At 67.6% G+C, this 17,190-nt stretch carries 14 protein-coding genes; 7 read left to right on the top strand and 7 right to left on the bottom strand.

Annotation, left to right across the window (positions count from 1 at the left end; all coding sequences use genetic code 11):
• Window positions 1-23: 23 nt before the first annotated feature.
• The 6 genes from ACQBAU_RS07655 to ACQBAU_RS07630 form a co-directional block, all read right to left on the bottom strand.
• Window positions 24-1,682, bottom strand: coding sequence for a hypothetical protein (locus tag ACQBAU_RS07655; protein WP_465255817.1), 1,659 nt, complete (start codon window positions 1,680-1,682; stop codon window positions 24-26).
• Window positions 1,683-1,966: 284 nt separating this feature from the next.
• Window positions 1,967-3,340, bottom strand: a complete 1,374-nt coding sequence (locus ACQBAU_RS07650) for an ABC transporter substrate-binding protein (RefSeq protein WP_465255816.1) — start codon at window positions 3,338-3,340, stop codon at window positions 1,967-1,969.
• Window positions 3,341-3,371: 31 nt separating this feature from the next.
• Window positions 3,372-4,763, bottom strand: a complete 1,392-nt coding sequence (locus tag ACQBAU_RS07645; RefSeq protein WP_465255815.1) for an ABC transporter substrate-binding protein — start codon at window positions 4,761-4,763, stop codon at window positions 3,372-3,374.
• A gap of 71 nt (window positions 4,764-4,834) precedes the next feature.
• The gene (locus tag ACQBAU_RS07640) at window positions 4,835-5,686 is read right to left on the bottom strand and encodes a carbohydrate ABC transporter permease (RefSeq protein ID WP_465255814.1); all 852 of its coding nucleotides are present in this window, start codon (window positions 5,684-5,686) and stop codon (window positions 4,835-4,837) included.
• 5 nt (window positions 5,687-5,691) lie between these two features.
• The gene (locus tag ACQBAU_RS07635; protein ID WP_465255813.1) at window positions 5,692-6,720 is read right to left on the bottom strand and encodes a carbohydrate ABC transporter permease; all 1,029 of its coding nucleotides are present in this window, start codon (window positions 6,718-6,720) and stop codon (window positions 5,692-5,694) included.
• A 103-nt stretch (window positions 6,721-6,823) separates the two neighbouring features.
• A complete protein-coding gene (locus ACQBAU_RS07630) occupies window positions 6,824-7,711 on the bottom strand; it encodes a phytanoyl-CoA dioxygenase family protein (protein WP_465255812.1) in 888 nt (295 codons plus the stop codon).
• A 124-nt stretch (window positions 7,712-7,835) separates the two neighbouring features.
• On the opposite strand from ACQBAU_RS07630, the gene ACQBAU_RS07625 reads away from it, so the two are divergent.
• From ACQBAU_RS07625 to ACQBAU_RS07600, 6 genes are read left to right on the top strand one after another with little or no spacing between them, the layout of a single operon-like run.
• On the top strand, window positions 7,836-8,702 hold the full coding sequence (locus ACQBAU_RS07625; protein WP_465255811.1) for a helix-turn-helix domain-containing protein: 867 nt from the start codon (window positions 7,836-7,838) through the stop codon (window positions 8,700-8,702).
• Window positions 8,699-9,403, top strand: a complete 705-nt coding sequence (locus ACQBAU_RS07620) for a ThuA domain-containing protein (RefSeq protein ID WP_465255810.1) — start codon at window positions 8,699-8,701, stop codon at window positions 9,401-9,403. Before ACQBAU_RS07625 ends, ACQBAU_RS07620 begins: the two co-directional genes overlap by 4 nt.
• Window positions 9,388-10,482, top strand: a complete 1,095-nt coding sequence (locus ACQBAU_RS07615) for a Gfo/Idh/MocA family protein (RefSeq protein ID WP_465255809.1) — start codon at window positions 9,388-9,390, stop codon at window positions 10,480-10,482. The genes ACQBAU_RS07620 and ACQBAU_RS07615 overlap by 16 nt, the downstream gene beginning before the upstream one ends.
• A complete protein-coding gene (locus ACQBAU_RS07610) occupies window positions 10,475-11,485 on the top strand; it encodes an ROK family protein (protein ID WP_465255808.1) in 1,011 nt (336 codons plus the stop codon). Before ACQBAU_RS07615 ends, ACQBAU_RS07610 begins: the two co-directional genes overlap by 8 nt.
• Window positions 11,482-12,096 carry a D-sedoheptulose-7-phosphate isomerase gene (locus tag ACQBAU_RS07605; RefSeq protein ID WP_465255807.1) on the top strand — a complete coding sequence of 205 codons (615 nt, stop codon included), beginning with the start codon at window positions 11,482-11,484 and terminating at the stop codon, window positions 12,094-12,096. The genes ACQBAU_RS07610 and ACQBAU_RS07605 overlap by 4 nt, the downstream gene beginning before the upstream one ends.
• Window positions 12,093-14,897 (top strand): alpha-mannosidase, encoded by a 2,805-nt coding sequence (locus ACQBAU_RS07600; protein ID WP_465255806.1) that lies wholly within the window; start codon window positions 12,093-12,095, stop codon window positions 14,895-14,897. Before ACQBAU_RS07605 ends, ACQBAU_RS07600 begins: the two co-directional genes overlap by 4 nt.
• A gap of 92 nt (window positions 14,898-14,989) precedes the next feature.
• Here the strand turns inward: ACQBAU_RS07600 and ACQBAU_RS07595 are convergent, their stop codons facing one another.
• A complete protein-coding gene (locus tag ACQBAU_RS07595; protein WP_465259477.1) occupies window positions 14,990-15,880 on the bottom strand; it encodes a helix-turn-helix transcriptional regulator in 891 nt (296 codons plus the stop codon).
• A gap of 98 nt (window positions 15,881-15,978) precedes the next feature.
• Between ACQBAU_RS07595 and ACQBAU_RS07590 the strand changes: the two genes are divergently transcribed.
• A complete protein-coding gene (locus tag ACQBAU_RS07590; protein WP_465255804.1) occupies window positions 15,979-16,875 on the top strand; it encodes a phytanoyl-CoA dioxygenase family protein in 897 nt (298 codons plus the stop codon).
• Window positions 16,876-17,190 lie beyond the last annotated feature (315 nt).

The following is a 17,190-nucleotide window of genomic DNA, read 5'->3' as shown; positions in this document are numbered from 1 at the left end:
CTCCTTCGGTGGGGGGGGTCTCCTCAACGCATGGACGCCGGGATGGGCAGTGTCTTCTGCATCACCCGACCGGTGGTCCGGTCACTGAAGGTGAACAGCAACTCGAACGCGGTCGACCGCTCGGGGTGGGAGTACACGACGTAGATGCCGTTCTCCCAGGCGTGGCCACAGGACTCACACAGCACGAGGTTCTGCCACTCCGGCACCGGTCGCCACGGGGCGCCCGGCTCGTCGGCCAGGTACACGTTGACGATGCCGGTGTCCCAGCTGTCGGGGTGGGTGATCATCAGCCACGGCTGGCCCGGCAGGTTCGTCGCCCGGAGCACGGAGTCCACGTTTCCACCCAGCGACGTCTCGGGCATCAGGTTCGTGGCGGCCAGCGGATCGGCCTTCCAGCCGCCGGGGGCCTCGACGTTGCGGTACTCGTACTCGCTGGGGTCCGTCCACGGCTCGGCATCGCCGGAGGTCGGGATCTTCACCCGGGCCAGGTAGAGCGCACCGGCGTCGGGACGCCAGAAGTACAGGTAGTCGCCGTCGGTGCTCGGCGACGCCAACTGCATCTGGCTGGGCAGGTGCTCGTTGCCGGGCGCGTCGGCGGCCTTGACGAACACGTTGTGCATCACGGCCTCGTTCGTCACCGGATCCCAGTCAGCAATGCCGAACACCTGGAGCAACGGCCAGTCACCGGGCCGCGAGCACATTCCCCAGTACGTCATCAGTACGTGGTCCGAGTTCGGCTTGGGCACCACGCCGGTGCTCCACGCCAGGCCGCCCTCCTCGCTGCAGTCGGTGCCGTCCTCGTTCTTCAGCACCCCGGGTGCCGGCTTGACCGTGGTCAGTGCGGGGGCGTTGACCGGGTCGTTCGTCCGGTTGGGGACCTCGTTGAGCAGTCCGTAGAGACCTGTCCCGGATTCGGTGACCACGCTGGTGTTGCCCCAGCGGCCCACCGCGTCCTCAGCCTTCTGCGGGCCGGTGATCGGGCGGTAGATCCCGTCCCCGAAGGTGATGAAGTCCTTGGTCGGATCTCCCGGCAGCGTGATCGACCAGCCACCGTCCCGGCCGACGCGGCCCAGCCCCGCCATCTCGTACTCCGACAACAACATCTCGGCATCGGAGCGGATGTTGACGATGGAGCGCACCGGCTGGGTGCGAACGGTCTGACCGCCGATCGTGGCCTCGGCAGTCAGCACGCGGAGTCCGCCCGGCATGTCCCAGTGGTTGAGCGTGGTGGTCGCCACCGAGTCCCAGGCATACGTGCAGACCGCCGTGTGTCGAGGGCCGCTGCTGCACTCCCCCGTGCCGAGGATCTCGTCGTCCATCCGGAAGGTGGCCGCCGTCGGGAGCTGCGGCCCGGAGAACACCGCGGTGACCTCCACCACGCCCCCCACTTCGACCTGATCGGCCGGGGTGGTCAGCTGGGCCCTCGACCGATTGCCGACAGCCACCGGCGTGACTGCGCCGACCTCCCCGAGTCCGGCGGAACTCCAACCTCGACAGGAGAGTTCGTGGTTGCCGTTGGCCACCGCACTGGTGGACCAACCGCCGTCGAGGGTGCCGTAGGCAGCGAAGCTGAATGAGGTGCCGGCACCGGCGTCGGGGGTGAACCCGAAGCCCAGCGGTTGGCCGTCCAGGAAGAACTGCACCCCAGCGGCGGTGGTGGATGTCGTCGCCGTCAGTGGCACGATCCCTGACACAGAACGCGCATCGACTCCGACGGTGCAACTCGGTGCAGCGTCCGGGGCCTCGTCTGCGACTGCCGGCGGTGGCGTCCCGGTCAGGACGCTCGCGACGAGACCAGTGACGGCCACCACCGTGAAACGCGACAGTCTGGAACGAAGTGACATGTTGATCTCCCTTGATCAGTCGGGGTGTGTGTGTGCAGTTGCAGTTGTGGGACAGGGATTCTCGGGACGGGGATTCTCGGGACGCGAACTGTCGGGACGGGGTCGGTGCGACGTGGGTCGCGTCAGCTCACGGCCAGCGCCCCGACCTGGGCGGCGTAGTCGTCAACGGCCTCGTCGACAGGTCGTTTCCCGTCCAGCATCGGGTTCCAGACCGCCTTGGTGACGTCGGCAGCGCGGTTGGCCCACTTGTCGAGGAAGGACGTGCCTGACTTGTTCGGGTTCGCCAGGTCGGCCTCGACGGACTTCGCGACCTCGCCGTACCCGGATTCGGTCGCGGACTTCTCCTCCATGTAACTGAAGAAGCCCTTCGATCCGGGGGTGTAGGCGATCGGTGTCAGCCCGACCTCGGCGTAGGCCTCGTTGAAGCCGGTGGTCAGCATGTAGTGGATCAACTTCCACGTCGACTGCGGATCCTTGAGGTTCGCCGGGGAGCAGAACGCGTTGCCCTCCAGGATCGCCACGGAACCGTTCGACCCCTTCGGCATCGTGACGAACCCCCACTCGTCGGTCACCTGCTTGGAGAAGAAGCCGGTGAACCACTGGCCGCCGTACATCATCGGCAGCTCGCCGTTCATGAAGGTGGCCACGGAGTTCTGGGTGGAGAACGACGGGCCGTTGATCCCACCGGCCTTGATCGCCTCGACGAATCGTTGCGCCCCCTCGCGGAACTGGGCGCTGGCCTCGATCGAGGTGACGCCGCGGAAGGTGGTCGACGCCTCGCCGGCCAGACCGGGACCACCGAAGCTCCGGGAGTACATCGACATGCCGAACGGGTCATTGATCGTCGACCAGCCGACGTGCATGCCGTACGACTTTACCGTCGATCCCTCGGTGACCGCCAACGACTCGACGGCGGCGAACAGGTCGTCCCAGGACCACTCGGGTGTCGGCAGCGTCACCCCGGCTTCGGTGAGCAGCCGCTTGTTGTAGTAGATGCCGTTGGTGTTGACCTCCTGCGGCATGCCGATCACCTTGCCGTCGACGGTGAACAGGTCCAGGTAGCCGGGGCCGAAGTCGGCACGATCCAGCCCCGCACCGTCGGGCGGGTTGTCCAACATCGACGTCCAGTCGTACAGCTTCCCGTTGGCCGCCATCGGAGCGACGACACCGGATCCGTTGTCGGCCCAGAACACGTCGGGGAGCGAGTTGGACAGCGTCATCGAGCTGATCTTCTTGAAGTACTCCCCACTGGGAACCGGGGAGACCGTGACCTCGATCCCGGTCTGGTCGGTGAAGTTGGCCAGGGTCTTCCGGTACGCCTCGGTGATCTCGGGGTTGGCCCAGGTCATCAGGGTCTGCGGGGTCGGCCCCTGGGCAGAGCCGCCGCCGGCCTGCGGTGCTGATTGGTTGCTGAATCCTGAGCATCCGGTCAGCCCGCCCGTGGCAGCCAGTGCCGCCACGGCCGTACCGCCGGCCAGCAGTTCACGTCGCTTCACGGGGTGCCCCCTGTCAGAACCGTCACGGTGATCACGACTGCACCAACGCTCGGACCTGGGACACGTAGTCGTCGACTGACTCAGCGACCGGCTTCTTGCCGTTCAGCATCGGGTTCCAGACCGCCTTGGTGACGTCGGCGGCGCGGTTGGCCCACTTGTCGAGGTACGTGGTGCCTGACTTGTTCGGGTTGGCCAGGTCTGCCTCGACCGACTTCGCGACCTCGGCGTACCCCGGTTCGGCAGTCGCCTTCTTCTCCATGAACGAGAAGAAGCCCTCCGAGCCTGGCGTGTAGGCGAGCGGGGTGATCCCGATCTCGGCGTAGGCCTCGTTGAAGCCGGTGGTCAACATGTAGTGGATCATCTTCCACGTGGCGAGCGGATCCTTGAGGTCGGCGGGTGAGCAGAAGGCGTTGCCCTGCAGGATCGCCACCGATCCGTTGGATCCCTTCGGCATGGTGACGAACCCCCAGTCGTCGACCAGCTTCTTGGAGAAGAACCCGGTGAACCACTGCCCGCCGTACATCAGTGGCAACTCGCCGTTCATGAACGTGGCGATCGTGTTCTCCGTGGAGAAGTCCGGGCCGTTCATCCCGCCGGCCTGCACCGAGTCCACGAAGCGTTGCGCACCTTCGCGGAACTGCGCGCTGGCCTCGATGGCGGTGACACCGCGGAAGGTGGTCGACGCGTCCCCGGCCAGCCCGGGGCCGCCGTTGCTCACCGAGTACATCGAGGCACCGAACGCATCGTTGATGGACGTCAGACCGGTCTGCAGGCCGTACCGGGAGACCTTGCCCCCCTCGGACACCGTCAACTTCTCCGCCGCGGCGAACAGGTCGTCCCAGGTCCACTCTGGTGTCGGCAGCGTCACCCCGGCTTCGGTGAGCAGCCGCTTGTTGTAGTAGATGCCGTTGGTGTTGACCTCCTGCGGCATGCCGATCACCTTGCCGTCGACGGTGAACAGGTCCAGGTAGCCGGGGCCGAAGTCGGCACGGTCCAGGCCTGCACCGTCGGGCGGGTTGTCCAACATCGACGTCCAGTCGTACAGCTTCCCGTTGGCCGCCATCGGGGCGACGACGCCGGAGTTGTTGTCGGCCCAGAACACGTCGGGGAGCGAGTTGGACATGGTCATAGAGTTGATCTTCTTGAAGTACTCCCCGCCCGGCACGGACTGCACCGTGACCTCGATCCCGGACTCCTCGGTGAACTTCGCCAAGGTCTTCTCGAACAACTTCACCTGATCGGGGTTGCCCCAGCACATCAGGGTCTGTGGTGTCGTCCCTGACCCCTCGCTCCCACCGGAGCCCCGGGGCTCTCCCGCCGGTGGCTGTGAGTTGCTGAAGCCGGAGCAGCCGGTCAACGTTCCCGCTGCGGTGAGCGCTGCCGCGCCCGCCCCCATGGTCAACAATTGGCGACGTCGGATCATCGTTGGTCCCCCTGTGAGTGGTGAGTTGTGAGTGGTGGTGGATCTTCCCGTCCGGGTTCGGTGGCGGCTCGTCATTTCGTCGTCATCCCCAACGAGCCGAGGCCCAACATGAAGTACCGCTGCGCGAAGAAGAAGAGCAACAGCACCGGGAGCATGTAGAGCAGGTTGGAAGCCATGTAGTAGTTGTAGGTCGCATCCACACCGGCGTGCAGCGAACCGAGGAAGGATGCCATCCCCAGCGACAAGGTGTACTTCTCCGGCGACTGGAGGTAGACCAGCGGGTTGATGTAGTCGTTCCAGGACGACTGCACGGCAAGGATCGTCATGGTGATCCACAACGGCTTGGTGAGCGGCAGCATGATGCGGGTGAAGATCTGCAGGTGCGACGCACCGTCGATCAGGGCCGCCTCGTCCAAGCCCTTCGGGATCGACGCGAAGAACTGCCGGGCCAGGAAGATGAACAGCGGCACGCCGAAGAAGCCGTGCAGGAACAACGGCCACCAGGTGTCGTTGAAGCCGAGCCCGATGTACATCCGCTGCAGCGGGACCAAGGTCACGATCGGCGGGATGAACATGGTGAACACGAACGCGTAGAACAGTGCCTTCCGTCCGGGGAACTCGATCCGGGCGATCGCGTACCCTGCGAACATCGAACTGAACACGGCCCCCACGGTGAACAGACCCGTCACCACCATGGTGTTCGCCGCCAGTTGGTAGAAGTTGATCACCTGCGGTCCGACCACGAAGTTCTGCCACTCGAACGTGGAGGGCAGGAACTCCGGCGGCAACGCGAGGATGTCACTGTCGGGCTTGAGGGCGATCGAGATCATCCAGGCCAGTGGCACCAACATGGTGAAGCCGAAGATGCTGCACAGCAGGTACCAGCTCACGCGGCTGAGGACCATCGGGATGCGGGGGTTCATGGCTCTCACTCCTCGTAGACCCAGGCCGACGACGTCTTGAGCGCCAGCGCGGTCGCCCCGACGACCAGCACGAGCATGATCCACGCCTCCGCCGAGGCCAGCCCCAACTGCGGATAGGTGCCGAAGGCGTTGACGAAGATCTTGTAGCCCAACAGATAGGTGCTGGTCCCCGGACCACCGTCGGTCAGGACCTGCACCTGATTGAAGGCCTGGAAGGCGAGGTTGAGGCACAGGATCACCTGCAGCAGGATGATCGGGGTCATCATGGGCAGGGTGATCGAGAACAGCCGCCGTATCGGCCCGGCCCCGTCGACCTGTGCCGCCTCGTACAGCTCCTGCGGCACGTTCTGCAGGCCGGCGAGGAAGATGATCATGGTCCCGCCGACACCCCACAGCCCGATCAGCACGATGGACGGCATCGCCATGGTCTCGGAGTAGATCCACCGACTGGTCGGCAGGCCCAGCCCACCCAGGATCTGGTTGGCCAACCCGTACGACGGCTCGTAGATGTAGGCCCACAGCGTGAGGACGGCGATTCCGGGCAGCACCACCGGGAGGTAGAAGATGGTGCGGAAGATCTTCACTCCCGGGTAACGACGGTTGAGCAGCAGTGCCAGCAGGAATCCGCAGACGAGGGTGGACGGCACCGTCAGCAGGACGAAGTAGAACGTGGCCCGGATCGACGGCCAGAACGTCGGGTCGATCGTGAACAGGTAGACGTAGTTCTCGAACCCGATCCACTCCGCGGGCCCCATTCCGTCCCAGTCGGTGAACGAATAGTAGAACGACGTGACCACCGGGTAGGCGATGAACACGAGCAGGCCGATGATGGACGGCAGCAGGAACACGTACGCGACGATGGTCGCCTGCCGGCGACCGGGGCGACCCCTGCCACGAGACGGCTTGAGCGGCTTGCCGGTCAGCACCGACACCGGTGGCGCGATGGGCTCTTCGCTGCCCGCCCGCAAGGGCGCGGTCGGCCCGCCGTCACGCACCACGGTGCCGATCGACCCGCCTCGTTCCTGCCCGTTCAAGAATCCGCCTCCTTGCGGTGTGCCCGACCGTTGTCGGTCAGGTCATTCCTTCGTCCAGCCTCATCTCATGCAAACGATTTCATCTCGGTTCGTCCGTGGTCGATCATTCGTCCGGCGCGTCGCCCCTCGACGCGTCAGGTGCTGCGTAGAGCAGGGGGTTCAGCGGTCCGCCCACGACGTCACCGGGTCGCGACCCCTCGAGCCAGTGCTCGAGGTCGGCGACCTGGTTGTCGTTGGTCGGCTCCTTCACGACCATCTCGGCGTCCATGTAGATGATCGTCATCACACGACGCGGCTCATCGCCCTGGTTCGCCCCCGCGCCGTGGAAGGTCCACCCCTGGTGGAAGCTGATGTCCCCCAGTGCGTACGGGCTGTCGTCGCGGGCGAAGCCCTGCTCGGTCATCAACTCCGCGATGCGTCGTTCGGAGTGGTCGCTGATCGGCATGTCCCGCCCCTCGCTGAAGGTGTGGCTGCCGGCGTAGAACGTGAGCGGACCCATCTGCGGGCCGGTGTCCTGCAGCGGGATCCACACCGTGCAGCATCGGTCGGTGGTGAGTGGCCAGTAGTACTGATCGGCATGCCACGGCGTGATCCCACCGCTGGGCTCCTTGTACAACGCCTGATCGTGGTAGAGCCGCACCGCCCGCACCCCGAGCAGTTCCGCCGCCAGGCGGGCGAGGTCCGGCGAGTGCACGAACCGCGACACTGCCTCGTCGTGACGCCACAGGTTCTCGATCTGCAGGAACGCCTTGCCATACGTGTCCCGCTCGGCGAGGGGCACGTCCTGGGTGTTGAGTGCGATCACCTGCTGGGTGATCAACGGGCCGAAGTGTTCGAGCTGCGCGGGATCGATCACCTGACGCAGCTTGATGTAGCCGTTGTCGGCGAAGAACTGGCGATCCTCGGCCGAGGACACGTACGGCGTTGTCACCGTCTGATGGTCGACTTCGATGTCGGACCCGGGGCGAGCTTTGGACTGCACATCGGTCATGGCGGCAATTCTGCGCCGCCGACGTCGCCGGCCACGGCGCCTACGTTGCCCACTTTGTGTACGCATTTGCCCGCCTCGTCGGCAACCGGGGACACCCCCTCGCCCGCTGCGTATCATCTCGCTCATGCTGGACGCCCAGTTCGAACGCATCGAGTCCGGAGACCGCCAGAGTTGGCGGATGTTCCACCGCGAGGACGTGTTCGGCTACATGTGGCACTTCCACCCGGAGTACGAGATCACCTTGATCGTGCACGGGTCCGGTACCCGCTACGTCGGGGACTCCATCGAGGACTTCGCGATCGGCGACCTCGTGCTCGTGGGTCCGAACCTGCCGCACACCTACGTCAGTTCCTCGCCCGCGGCATCGCTGTGCTGTCAGTTCGGGGACGACCTGCTCGGTGTCGGCTGGACCGAGCGGGCCGAGTTCGCCGGTGTCACCGAGTTGCTCGCCCGTAGCCGACGAGGCCTGCAGTTCCAGATCTCCGACCTCGGGGAGTGGTGGCGCACCTACCACTCCGATCCGGCACGCCGGACCCACGGCCTGCTGGGCCACCTGATCGACCTCGCCAACCGTCCCGACGGCAGGGAGCTCACCAGCCCGCGCTACGGGCCCCGCCTTGACCGTCGGATGATGACCAGGCTTGACGGCATGCTGCGCTACATCGACGACCACCTCACCGAACCGATCAGTCTGGACGACCTGGCCGCGGTCGCCTGTCTCAGCCCGACCGCGACGAGCCGGTTCTTCCGTCGGCAGACCGGCCGAACCATCACCGAGTACCTCAACCACACGCGCATCGCGAATGCGTGCCGCATGTTGACCGGCACCGACGAACCCGTCGCGCGGATCGCCTGGAACTGCGGGTTCGGCAACCTGGCGCACTTCCACCGGCAGTTCAGACGCGCCACCGGGGTCACCCCCGGGGAGTACCGCAGGCAACCGGTCCGGCTGGCCAGCAGCCCGCCGGACCGACAGGAGGAGAGTGCATGACGACCCCACCGTCCCGCCGGGCACTCGTGGTGCGTGGCGGCTGGGACGGGCACGAGCCCGTCCAGACCACCGACCACATCGCCGGTCGCCTCGAAACCAACGGATACGAGCTGGTGATCAGTGATGACACCGCCCCCTACGCCGATGCGGCCCTGATGGCCGACATCGACCTCGTCGTCCACTGCATCACCGGGGGCGAGATCACCGCCGACGAGATGACCGGGCTGACCGACGCGGTCGCCGCCGGCACCGGGCTGGCCGGCTGGCACGGCGGCATCACCGGCTCGTTCCCCGGCAACACCACCTTCATGCACCTGGTCGGTGGGGTCTTCGCCGCACACCCGGCCGGACCGTCGACACCGGACGACAACGGGCCGCCTTCGGTGTTCGTACGGCATCGGGTCACGTTCACCGAGGCCGGGCACGACCACCCGGCGACCCGGGGACTCGAGGACTTCGAGTTGGTCTCGGAGAACTACTGGCTGCTCACCGACGACTACGTGGACGTGCTGGCGACCACCACCCAGCCCACCCGACCCGACACCCCGTGGCACCGACCGGTCACCTCACCTGCAGTGTGGGTACGGCACTGGGGCGAGGGCCGGATCTTCGTGGCAACACCAGGACACGACCTGGCCACCGTGACCAGACCGGAGGTCACGCAACTGATCGAGAGAGGACTGGCATGGGCAAGCCGATGAGGGTGGCCGTGATCGGCTGCGGATCGATCAGTGCGGCGTACTTCGCCACCCTGGCGAGGGTGTCGAACGTCGAGGTGGTCAGTGTCACCGACCTCGACCCGGACCTGGCCGCACGCGCGGCTGACGACCAAGGGGTGCCGGTCCGGGAGTTCGCCGACGTGCTGGCCGATCCCGAGGTCGACGCCATCTTGAACATCACCCCGCCCAGGGCCCATGCATCGCTGTGCATCGAGGCGCTCCGCGCCGGGAAGCACGTGTACGTGGAGAAGCCGTTCGCCGCCACCGCCGAGGAAGCCGATGAACTGCTGCGCGTCGGCCAGGAGACCGGCCGCCGGATCGGCAGTGCTCCCGACACCGTGCTGGGCACCGGGCTGCAGACCGCACGCCAGGTGATCGACGCCGGCACCATCGGCCGCCCGATCGCGGCCACCGCCACGATGTTGAACGAGGGCTTCGAGTCCTGGCACCCCGGGGCCGCCTTCATGTACCTGCCCGGTGGAGGCCCGCTGCTGGAGATGGGGGTCTACTACATCGCCTCGCTGGTGTCGCTGTTCGGTCCGATTGCCAGGGTGTACGGTCAGGGCGCCCGAGGCCGCGACGTCCGGATCGTCCCCGAGGGGGCGCCGCAGGCCGGGCGCGAGTTGCCGGTGGAGATCGACACCTTCGTTTCAGCCACCCTCCGCCACCGCGACGGGGTGATCTCGACCCTGCTGACCAGCTACGACGTGGTCGCCACCACTCTGCCGCCGATCGAGGCGTACGGCACGACCGGCACCGTCCTGGTGCCCAACCCGAACGCCTTCGACGACCCGGTGCTGGTCAGCGACGGCGGCGAGTTCCGTACGGTCGAACCGACCGCGGGCTTCGCCGGCGCCGACCGTGGTTACGGTCTGTCCGACATGGCCCGTGCGCTGCGGCGTGGTGAGCCCCACCGGCAGTCGGCCGAGTTCGGCCATCACGTCAACGACGTGATGACCATGGTGTTGGCCTCCTGCGCGGACGGCCTGGCCCGGCCGATCGCCAGCACCTGTGAGCGTCCCGCGCCGGTGGCTCTCGGCGCCCGACCCGACGATGACTGAGCTGGCCGTGCCCCACACCGAGGGCCTTCCTGCGGTCACGCCGCCCGTCCTTGCGCTCGACATCGGCGGGACCAAGCTCGCCACGGCAGTTGTCGATGCCGAGGGTGGGGTGCACGGGCTGGAGGTCGGTCCGACCACGCGCGGTGGCGGGCCGGGCCCGGTGCTGGACGACCTGGCCCGGCAGGCCGAACGGTCGTTGACCCGGGCGGCGAGCTCCATGCCGTACGACCACCTCGACGAAGCGATCGGCGCCATCGGCATCACCTCCGGCGGCCCCTTGGACATCGGCACCGGACGCGTCAGCCCCACTCATCTACCCGACTGGCACGACGTGCCGGTGACGGACTGGGCCACCGCCCGCTTCGGCCGACCGGCCGTGGTGGACAACGACGCGACCGCGGCCGCCCTCGCCGAGCACCGGTGGGGGGCGGGTCGAGGGCTCGGATCCGTTCTCTACCTGACATTGTCGACCGGGTTGGGGGGTGGTCTGGTGATCGATGGCGTGCCCTTCCGCGGGGCCACCGGCAACGGAGGTGAACCGGGCCACCTCCTGGTGGTGCCGGGTGGTCGGCCCTGCAGCTGCGGCCGCCGCGGCTGCCTGGAGGCGTACTGCTCCGGGACCTCCATCGCAGCCCGCGCCGCGGAGGTGTCAGGGACCCGGGTCGACGCCAAGGACCTGGCCACCATGGCCCGCGCCGGTGACCCGGTCGCGATCAGGATCTGGCAGGAGACGGCGGACCTGCTCGCCCAAGGCATCGTCGACCTCGCCAACGTCTGGGACCCCGAGCTGGTCGTCCTGGGGGGCGGCGTCAGCAGGTCGGCCGACCTGCTGCTCGGCCCGATCCGACACGCCGTCGCCACCCAGGCGATGACGCCGACACGGTCCTGCCGAGTCGAGGCCACCGCGCTGGGTGAGTCGACCGCGCTGCTCGGCGCGGGCGCCATCGGCCACCTGATGATCACCGACGACCTCCCGACACGCCCGACGATCGGACGACCATGACGACCGACAGCGGAATCGGCAGGGCAGATCAGCTGGCCCTCGACCACATGCAGGCCCAGCTCCGAGAGCACGTCGCCACCTCGACACGGGCCAACGAGTTGGTGCCCATCGCACTCGAGGTGGCGGAGTTGATGATCAACTGCTTCTCCGGCGGCGGTTCTGCCTGGACCTTCGGCAACGGTGGGAGTGCCGCAGACGCCCAGCACTTCTCCGGCGAATTGCTCGGCCACTACCGCCTCGACCGGCGCCCGTTGCCCTGCCTCACCCTGGGCACCGACTGGTCGGTCGCCAGTTGTACGGCCAACGACTACTCGTTCGTCGACGTGTTCTCCCGTCAGGTGGCGGCGATGGCCCGGCCGGGTGACGTGGTCTGTGCGTTCACCACCTCGGGCCGGTCACCGAACGTCGTCAAGGCGCTGCAGCAGGCCAGGACGAACCGGGCCCACACGGTGCTGTTCGGCGGTGGTGACGGAGGTCCGGCACTCGCGCTCGCCGACCATGCGCTGATCGTGCCGAGCCGGGAGACCCCCCGGATCCAAGAGGTCCACACCTTGCTGCTCCACATGATCAGCAACCACCTCGACATCTGGGCCGCAGGAGGAGATCAGTGAGTCATGACGCCGACGACGTGGGGAACGGTCGCACCCGACACCGGGCAACAGCAGGCCTGCCGATGGGGAACGCGCCGTCGGGCCCCCTGCCGACCGAGCAGTCCGCCCCGACCGTGCCGGGCAGACCTCGCCGGACCATCCACATGATCGGCAACTCCCACGTCGATCCGGTGTGGCTGTGGCCCTGGCAGGAGGGGTACGCCGAGGCGCGCGCCACCTTCTGGTCGGTGATCCACCGGATGGCGGAGTACCCCGACTTCGTCTTCAGTTGCGACCAGGTCGTGCTGCTGGCCTGGGTTCGCGAACAGGACCCGGTCCTGTTCGAAAGGATCAAGGAGCGGGTCGCCGAGGGCCGCTGGATCAACACCGGTGGTTGGTGGGTCGAGCCCGACTGCAACATGCCGTTGGGTGAGTCGTTCGCCCGGCAGGGCCTCTACGGACAGCGTTTCCTGATCGAGCACTTCGGCACCCCGGCAACCGTCGGCATGAACGTCGATCCGTTCGGCCACAACGCGATGATCCCCGCCATCTTGCAGGGACAGGGAATGCACACCTACACCTTTCTTCGACCGGGTCCCCACGAGGCGAGTGACGTCCCCGACACACCGTTCTGGTGGGTGGCCCCGGACGGCTCCCGCGTCCTCACGAGCCGGATCCCGTTCGAGTACTGCTCCTCCGACGGCGATCTCGCCTACCAGATCGACAAGGGCCTGGCCCAGCTCGAGCGCACCTTCGACCCCCTGATGATCTTCTACGGTGTCGGCAACCACGGTGGTGGCCCGACGCGTGCCAACCTCGACTCGATCGGCCGCTACCAACGGATGGGCACGTACGGCGACCTGGTGCTCAGCTCGCCGGCCGACTTCTTCGCGGCGGTCACCGCTCGCGTCGAAGCCGACGACCTCGAACTGCCGGAGTGGCACGGTGACCTGCAGCACCACGCGGCCGGCTGCTACTCGGCCCACAGTGGCATCAAGTCGTGGCAGCAGCGCGCCCAGCAGGCCGTGCTGACCGCCGAGCGGTGGGCCATCATCGCCGACGTTCTGGGCCGCGACGGCAACCCGGCGTTGGCCGATCCCCGTGAGGACCTGACGCAAGCCTGGCACCAGGTGCTGTTCAACCAGTTCCACGACGTGCTGCCCGGTTCGGCGATCGAGACGGCCTACGAGGACGCCCGTGATCAACTGGGCGAGGCGGTGTCGATCGCGAAGCGGATCACCACCCGAGCCCACAACGCGATCGCCAGACAGGTCGACATTCCTTTCCAGGAAGGGACTCAGGCGGTCATGGTGTTCAACCCGCACCCGTGGCCGATCCGTACCGTCGTCGACATGAACTACGGCATGAGCGCTCCGGTGCACGCCGGTGTGGTCGACGCCGACGGCACCCCGGTGGATTCGCAGCCGACGCGGTCGGTGGCCTCGATGGAGCATCCGGGCCGCGGTGCGGTCGCCTTTGCGGCCGACCTTCCAGCCACCGGATACGCGCTGTACAGACTGGTCGCGACCCGGACCGAACCGACGACCTCGCTCGTCGCGACCGACACGACCTTGGAGAACGACCGACTCCGGGTGGAGCTCGATCCCGTGACCGGATGGCTCAGATCCCTGGTGGACAAGGCGACCGGCACCGATCTGGTGGCCGGGTCGGCCGGCGGTCACCTCACGGTGTGCGGAGACGGCAGCGACACCTGGGGCCACCACGTGGTCACCTACGCCTGGCCGGGCGAGGAACTGCCGGTGGAGCGGATCGAACCGGGTGAGTGCGGACCGCTCCGGGCATCGATCAAGGTGTTCCGGCGCTGGAGGTCCTCGACCGTCATCGAGGAGTTCATGCTCCACGCCGACAGCTCGGAGCTGGAGGTGCGGGTCGAGATCGACTGGCGCGAACCACTGACGGTGCTGAAGCTCCGAGTGCCGGTGGCCCTGACCGATCCGACCGCCACCTACGAGATCCCGTACGCCACGATGGTCCGTCCGGTCGACGCTGCGGAAGAGCCTGCGCAGAGCTGGGTCGACCTCTCGGGCAGCGCCGGCGACCAGAACGCGGGACTGACCGTCATCACGACTGCCAAGCACGGCTATGACGTGAGCCCGGCCGGTCACCCGACACCGGATTCCACGCCCAGCATCGGAATCACCGCGGTCCGCTCCCCCGCGTACGCGTGGAACGACCCGCAGCGGCTCGACGCGGACTCCGGCATCGGCTTCCAGGACCAGGGGCGCCAGGCTTTCCGCTACCTGCTGGTGCCGCACGACGGTGACTGGCGCAACGCCGACCCCACCCGGCGTGCCGCCGAACTGCGGCAACCGGTCCGAGCCATGTTGGAGGCCTTCCACCATGGCACGCTGCCCGGTCGAGCCAGCTTCGCCGCGGGACGGGATGCCGGGGTGATGATCACCGCCATCAAGGGCAGTGAGGATCCCGCCGACGGGGCGACGGACGGCGAGCCCGACGTGATCGTCCGAGCCGTCGAGACACACGGGACCTCGACGTCCACGACGCTCGACCTCGACTTCGTGGGCCGGAGCCTGCAGGCCGACTTCGGCCCCTACCAGGTGAGAACCTTCAAGATCCCGCGATCCTCGCGACGTCGGGTGACCGAGGTCGACCTCGTCGAGCGCCCGTTGCCCGGTGGCAGCCGGTCCGTGCGTTCCCGACGCATCGACGCCTCGCCACCGCTGGTCCCCGAGGATCTCGTGATCAGCCCCGACCCCCGGGAGGTGGGACAGCACGGGGCACCCCGCGGGATGCCCGGCGACACTGATCCGGCCCATCAAGGTCGGTTCCGCCAAGCCTGACCAGGTCCCCCAGCCCGTCCGCACCTCCAGCCCCTCCGCACCTCGAGCCCCTCCGCACCTTGAGCACGTCGAGAGGAGCCTCGAGGTGAGGGTCACGGCACGGCCGCCCGGAGCCGCTGAGCGAGCGGGCCGAGCCCCGCCGTACGTACCGGTGCCATCGGATCGGCCTCGTCGCTGCTCCGGAACTGACTCGGCGGCATTCCGTACGCCTGCTTGAAACGGCGGGAGAAGTGGTAGGCGTTGGCGAAGCCGGTGACCGTGGCCACGCGAGTGACCGACTCGTTGCTGCGCAACAGCAGTGAGGCGGCACGCGACAGACGCACCAGCTCCAGGGCTGCCGCCGGCCCACAGCCGTACGTCGTGGCGAAGGCGCGGAACAGCTGACGTGCCGAGACGTGGACGACGGTGGCGAGTTCGTCGACGCTGATCAGCCGCATCCCGGCGGCCCGCCACTCCCTGACGACATGGTCGAGGGCGCGCCCCACCGGGCCGCCGACCCCTTCGGGGGCCAGGGCCGTTCCCGTCACGACCAGGTCGACCAGCAGCTCGACGACCAGGTCGCTCCGGCGTCGCGCCGCCGCTGTCGGCAGTTCGGTGATCGCGGTGAGATGGTCGGTCAGCTCATGCAGCAGCGACGAGGCCATCGGGGTCACCACCGGCCAGTCGGCGATCGGCGGCAGCACGTCGGTGGACGGGCCGTCGAAGTGGACGTACGCATGCCGGGTCGGCACCACCGGGTCCCACCAGAACTCGTCGCACCAACCTGCCCGGGCCAATGCCAACATCCCCGGGCGGAGGTCGTGGGTGATCGGGGGGTGACCGTTGCGGCGGTCCACCCGCCACCGGGCCGAACCGGTGAGCAACCACAACAGCTCGTGGTCGCTCGACACACGCGGGCCGTAGGTCGCTCCCGGTGGGTAGTCGGTGACCATGACGCGACTTCGGGTCCGCAGCAGTTGGGCCATCCCTCCAACCCTTCCCATGTCACGATCAGGTATGAGCGTGTCGCTCCCGGAGATGGTATCGCCCCTCTCGAGGGGTCAGGATAGGACAAACTTCGGTGCCAATGTGAGGAGCCACCATGACCGTCGTCACCGACCGACGACCGTTCCCGCTGTTCGACGAGCCGGACGAGGCCTTCGCCGAGCACGTCCGGGTGCACGGCTTCGCCGTACTGGCCGAAGCCATCGACGTCGACGAGGTCGCGGCGATCAATGCTGACTCGATCCGGCTGTGCCGCGGCGAGCACGGTGCGATCGACAGTCTCGACGGACCAATGGTGTTGGGCGACGACCTGTCCGACGATGAGGTGCTGCGACAGTTCCTGTGCATCCACTTTCCGCACAAGGCGTCCCCGATGGCGATGCGGGCCATGTCCGCCCCGCGCGTCGTCGAAGGCCTCACCAGGGTGATCGGGCCCAACGTGAAGTCGATGCAGTCGATGCTCTTCATCAAGGCCGAGGGCCGCCCCGGTCAGGCCTGGCACCAGGACGAACACTTCATCCCGACCCGGGACCGCTCCCTCACGGCTGCCTGGATCGCACTGGACGACGCCACGGTGGAGAACGGCTGCCTGTGGGTGCTGCCCGGTTCCCATGCCCGCGGGGTGCTCTACCCCGAACGGGTGCAGCGCGACGACCGCTTCGACTGCACCGGGGAGGCCCATTCCTTCCCGTACACCGATGCCGACGCCGTACCGGTCGAGGTCCCGGCCGGCGCGGCCGTGGTGTTCAACGGCTACCTGTTGCACCGGTCCCTGCCCAACAGTGGTGCCCACGGCCTCCGCCGGGCCTTGGTCAACCACTACATGAGCGCGGAGTCACTGCTGCCTTGGCACGACGACGGCGAACCGTTCGCCGTCTCCGACCACCGCGACATCGTCCTCGTCGCCGGGGAGGACCCCTACGCCTACAAGGGCACCACCGACCTCGCACGACCGGGCTCGCGACCCGACAAGCAGGGCGGGTGTGACCGGTGAGGCGGTCGACACGCTAGAATGGCGCGGGTACGCACCACGCGTCACACTTCTCGCGAGCAGCCCGGGGACGGGCACTCGGGCACCCAGCGCCCCCGATGGCGCCGACAGGATGTGCCGGGAAGTGAACACTGCGGCTGCCCGGCGACGACACCGAGGGCGGCACGAGCACAGAGAAGGCACGATCCTGAGCGAGCACGCCAGCCAGCCCGAAGCAACCCACACCGCATCGGACGACACCGATGCCACCTTGGACAACGTCGAGGTGACCGTTGCGGTCGACACCCCGGCCGACCCGGAGGACCGACCCGACCCGAT

The sequence above is a fragment of the Carbonicoccus niuqiaonis genome (genome assembly GCF_050157065.1).
Taxonomy (GTDB): domain Bacteria; phylum Actinomycetota; class Actinomycetes; order Propionibacteriales; family Propionibacteriaceae; genus Avipropionibacterium.
The sequence above is the reverse complement of the archived record's forward strand: the minus strand, read 5'-3'. Positions and strand labels throughout refer to the sequence as shown.

Excerpts from the sequence above, each read along its gene's own strand:
- ACQBAU_RS07645 (WP_465255815.1), bottom strand. The coding sequence starts at position 4,763 with ATGATCCGACGTCGCCAATTGTTGACCATGGGGGCGGGCGCGGCAGCG.
- ACQBAU_RS07640 (WP_465255814.1), bottom strand. The coding sequence starts at position 5,686 with ATGAACCCCCGCATCCCGATGGTCCTCAGCCGCGTGAGCTGGTACCTG.
- ACQBAU_RS07630 (WP_465255812.1), bottom strand. The coding sequence starts at position 7,711 with ATGACCGATGTGCAGTCCAAAGCTCGCCCCGGGTCCGACATCGAAGTC.
- ACQBAU_RS07625 (WP_465255811.1), top strand. The coding sequence starts at position 7,836 with ATGCTGGACGCCCAGTTCGAACGCATCGAGTCCGGAGACCGCCAGAGT.
- ACQBAU_RS07620 (WP_465255810.1), top strand. The coding sequence starts at position 8,699 with ATGACGACCCCACCGTCCCGCCGGGCACTCGTGGTGCGTGGCGGCTGG.
- ACQBAU_RS07615 (WP_465255809.1), top strand. The coding sequence starts at position 9,388 with ATGGGCAAGCCGATGAGGGTGGCCGTGATCGGCTGCGGATCGATCAGT.
- ACQBAU_RS07610 (WP_465255808.1), top strand. The coding sequence starts at position 10,475 with ATGACTGAGCTGGCCGTGCCCCACACCGAGGGCCTTCCTGCGGTCACG.
- ACQBAU_RS07605 (WP_465255807.1), top strand. The coding sequence starts at position 11,482 with ATGACGACCGACAGCGGAATCGGCAGGGCAGATCAGCTGGCCCTCGAC.
- ACQBAU_RS07595 (WP_465259477.1), bottom strand. The coding sequence starts at position 15,880 with ATGGGAAGGGTTGGAGGGATGGCCCAACTGCTGCGGACCCGAAGTCGC.
- ACQBAU_RS07590 (WP_465255804.1), top strand. The coding sequence starts at position 15,979 with ATGACCGTCGTCACCGACCGACGACCGTTCCCGCTGTTCGACGAGCCG.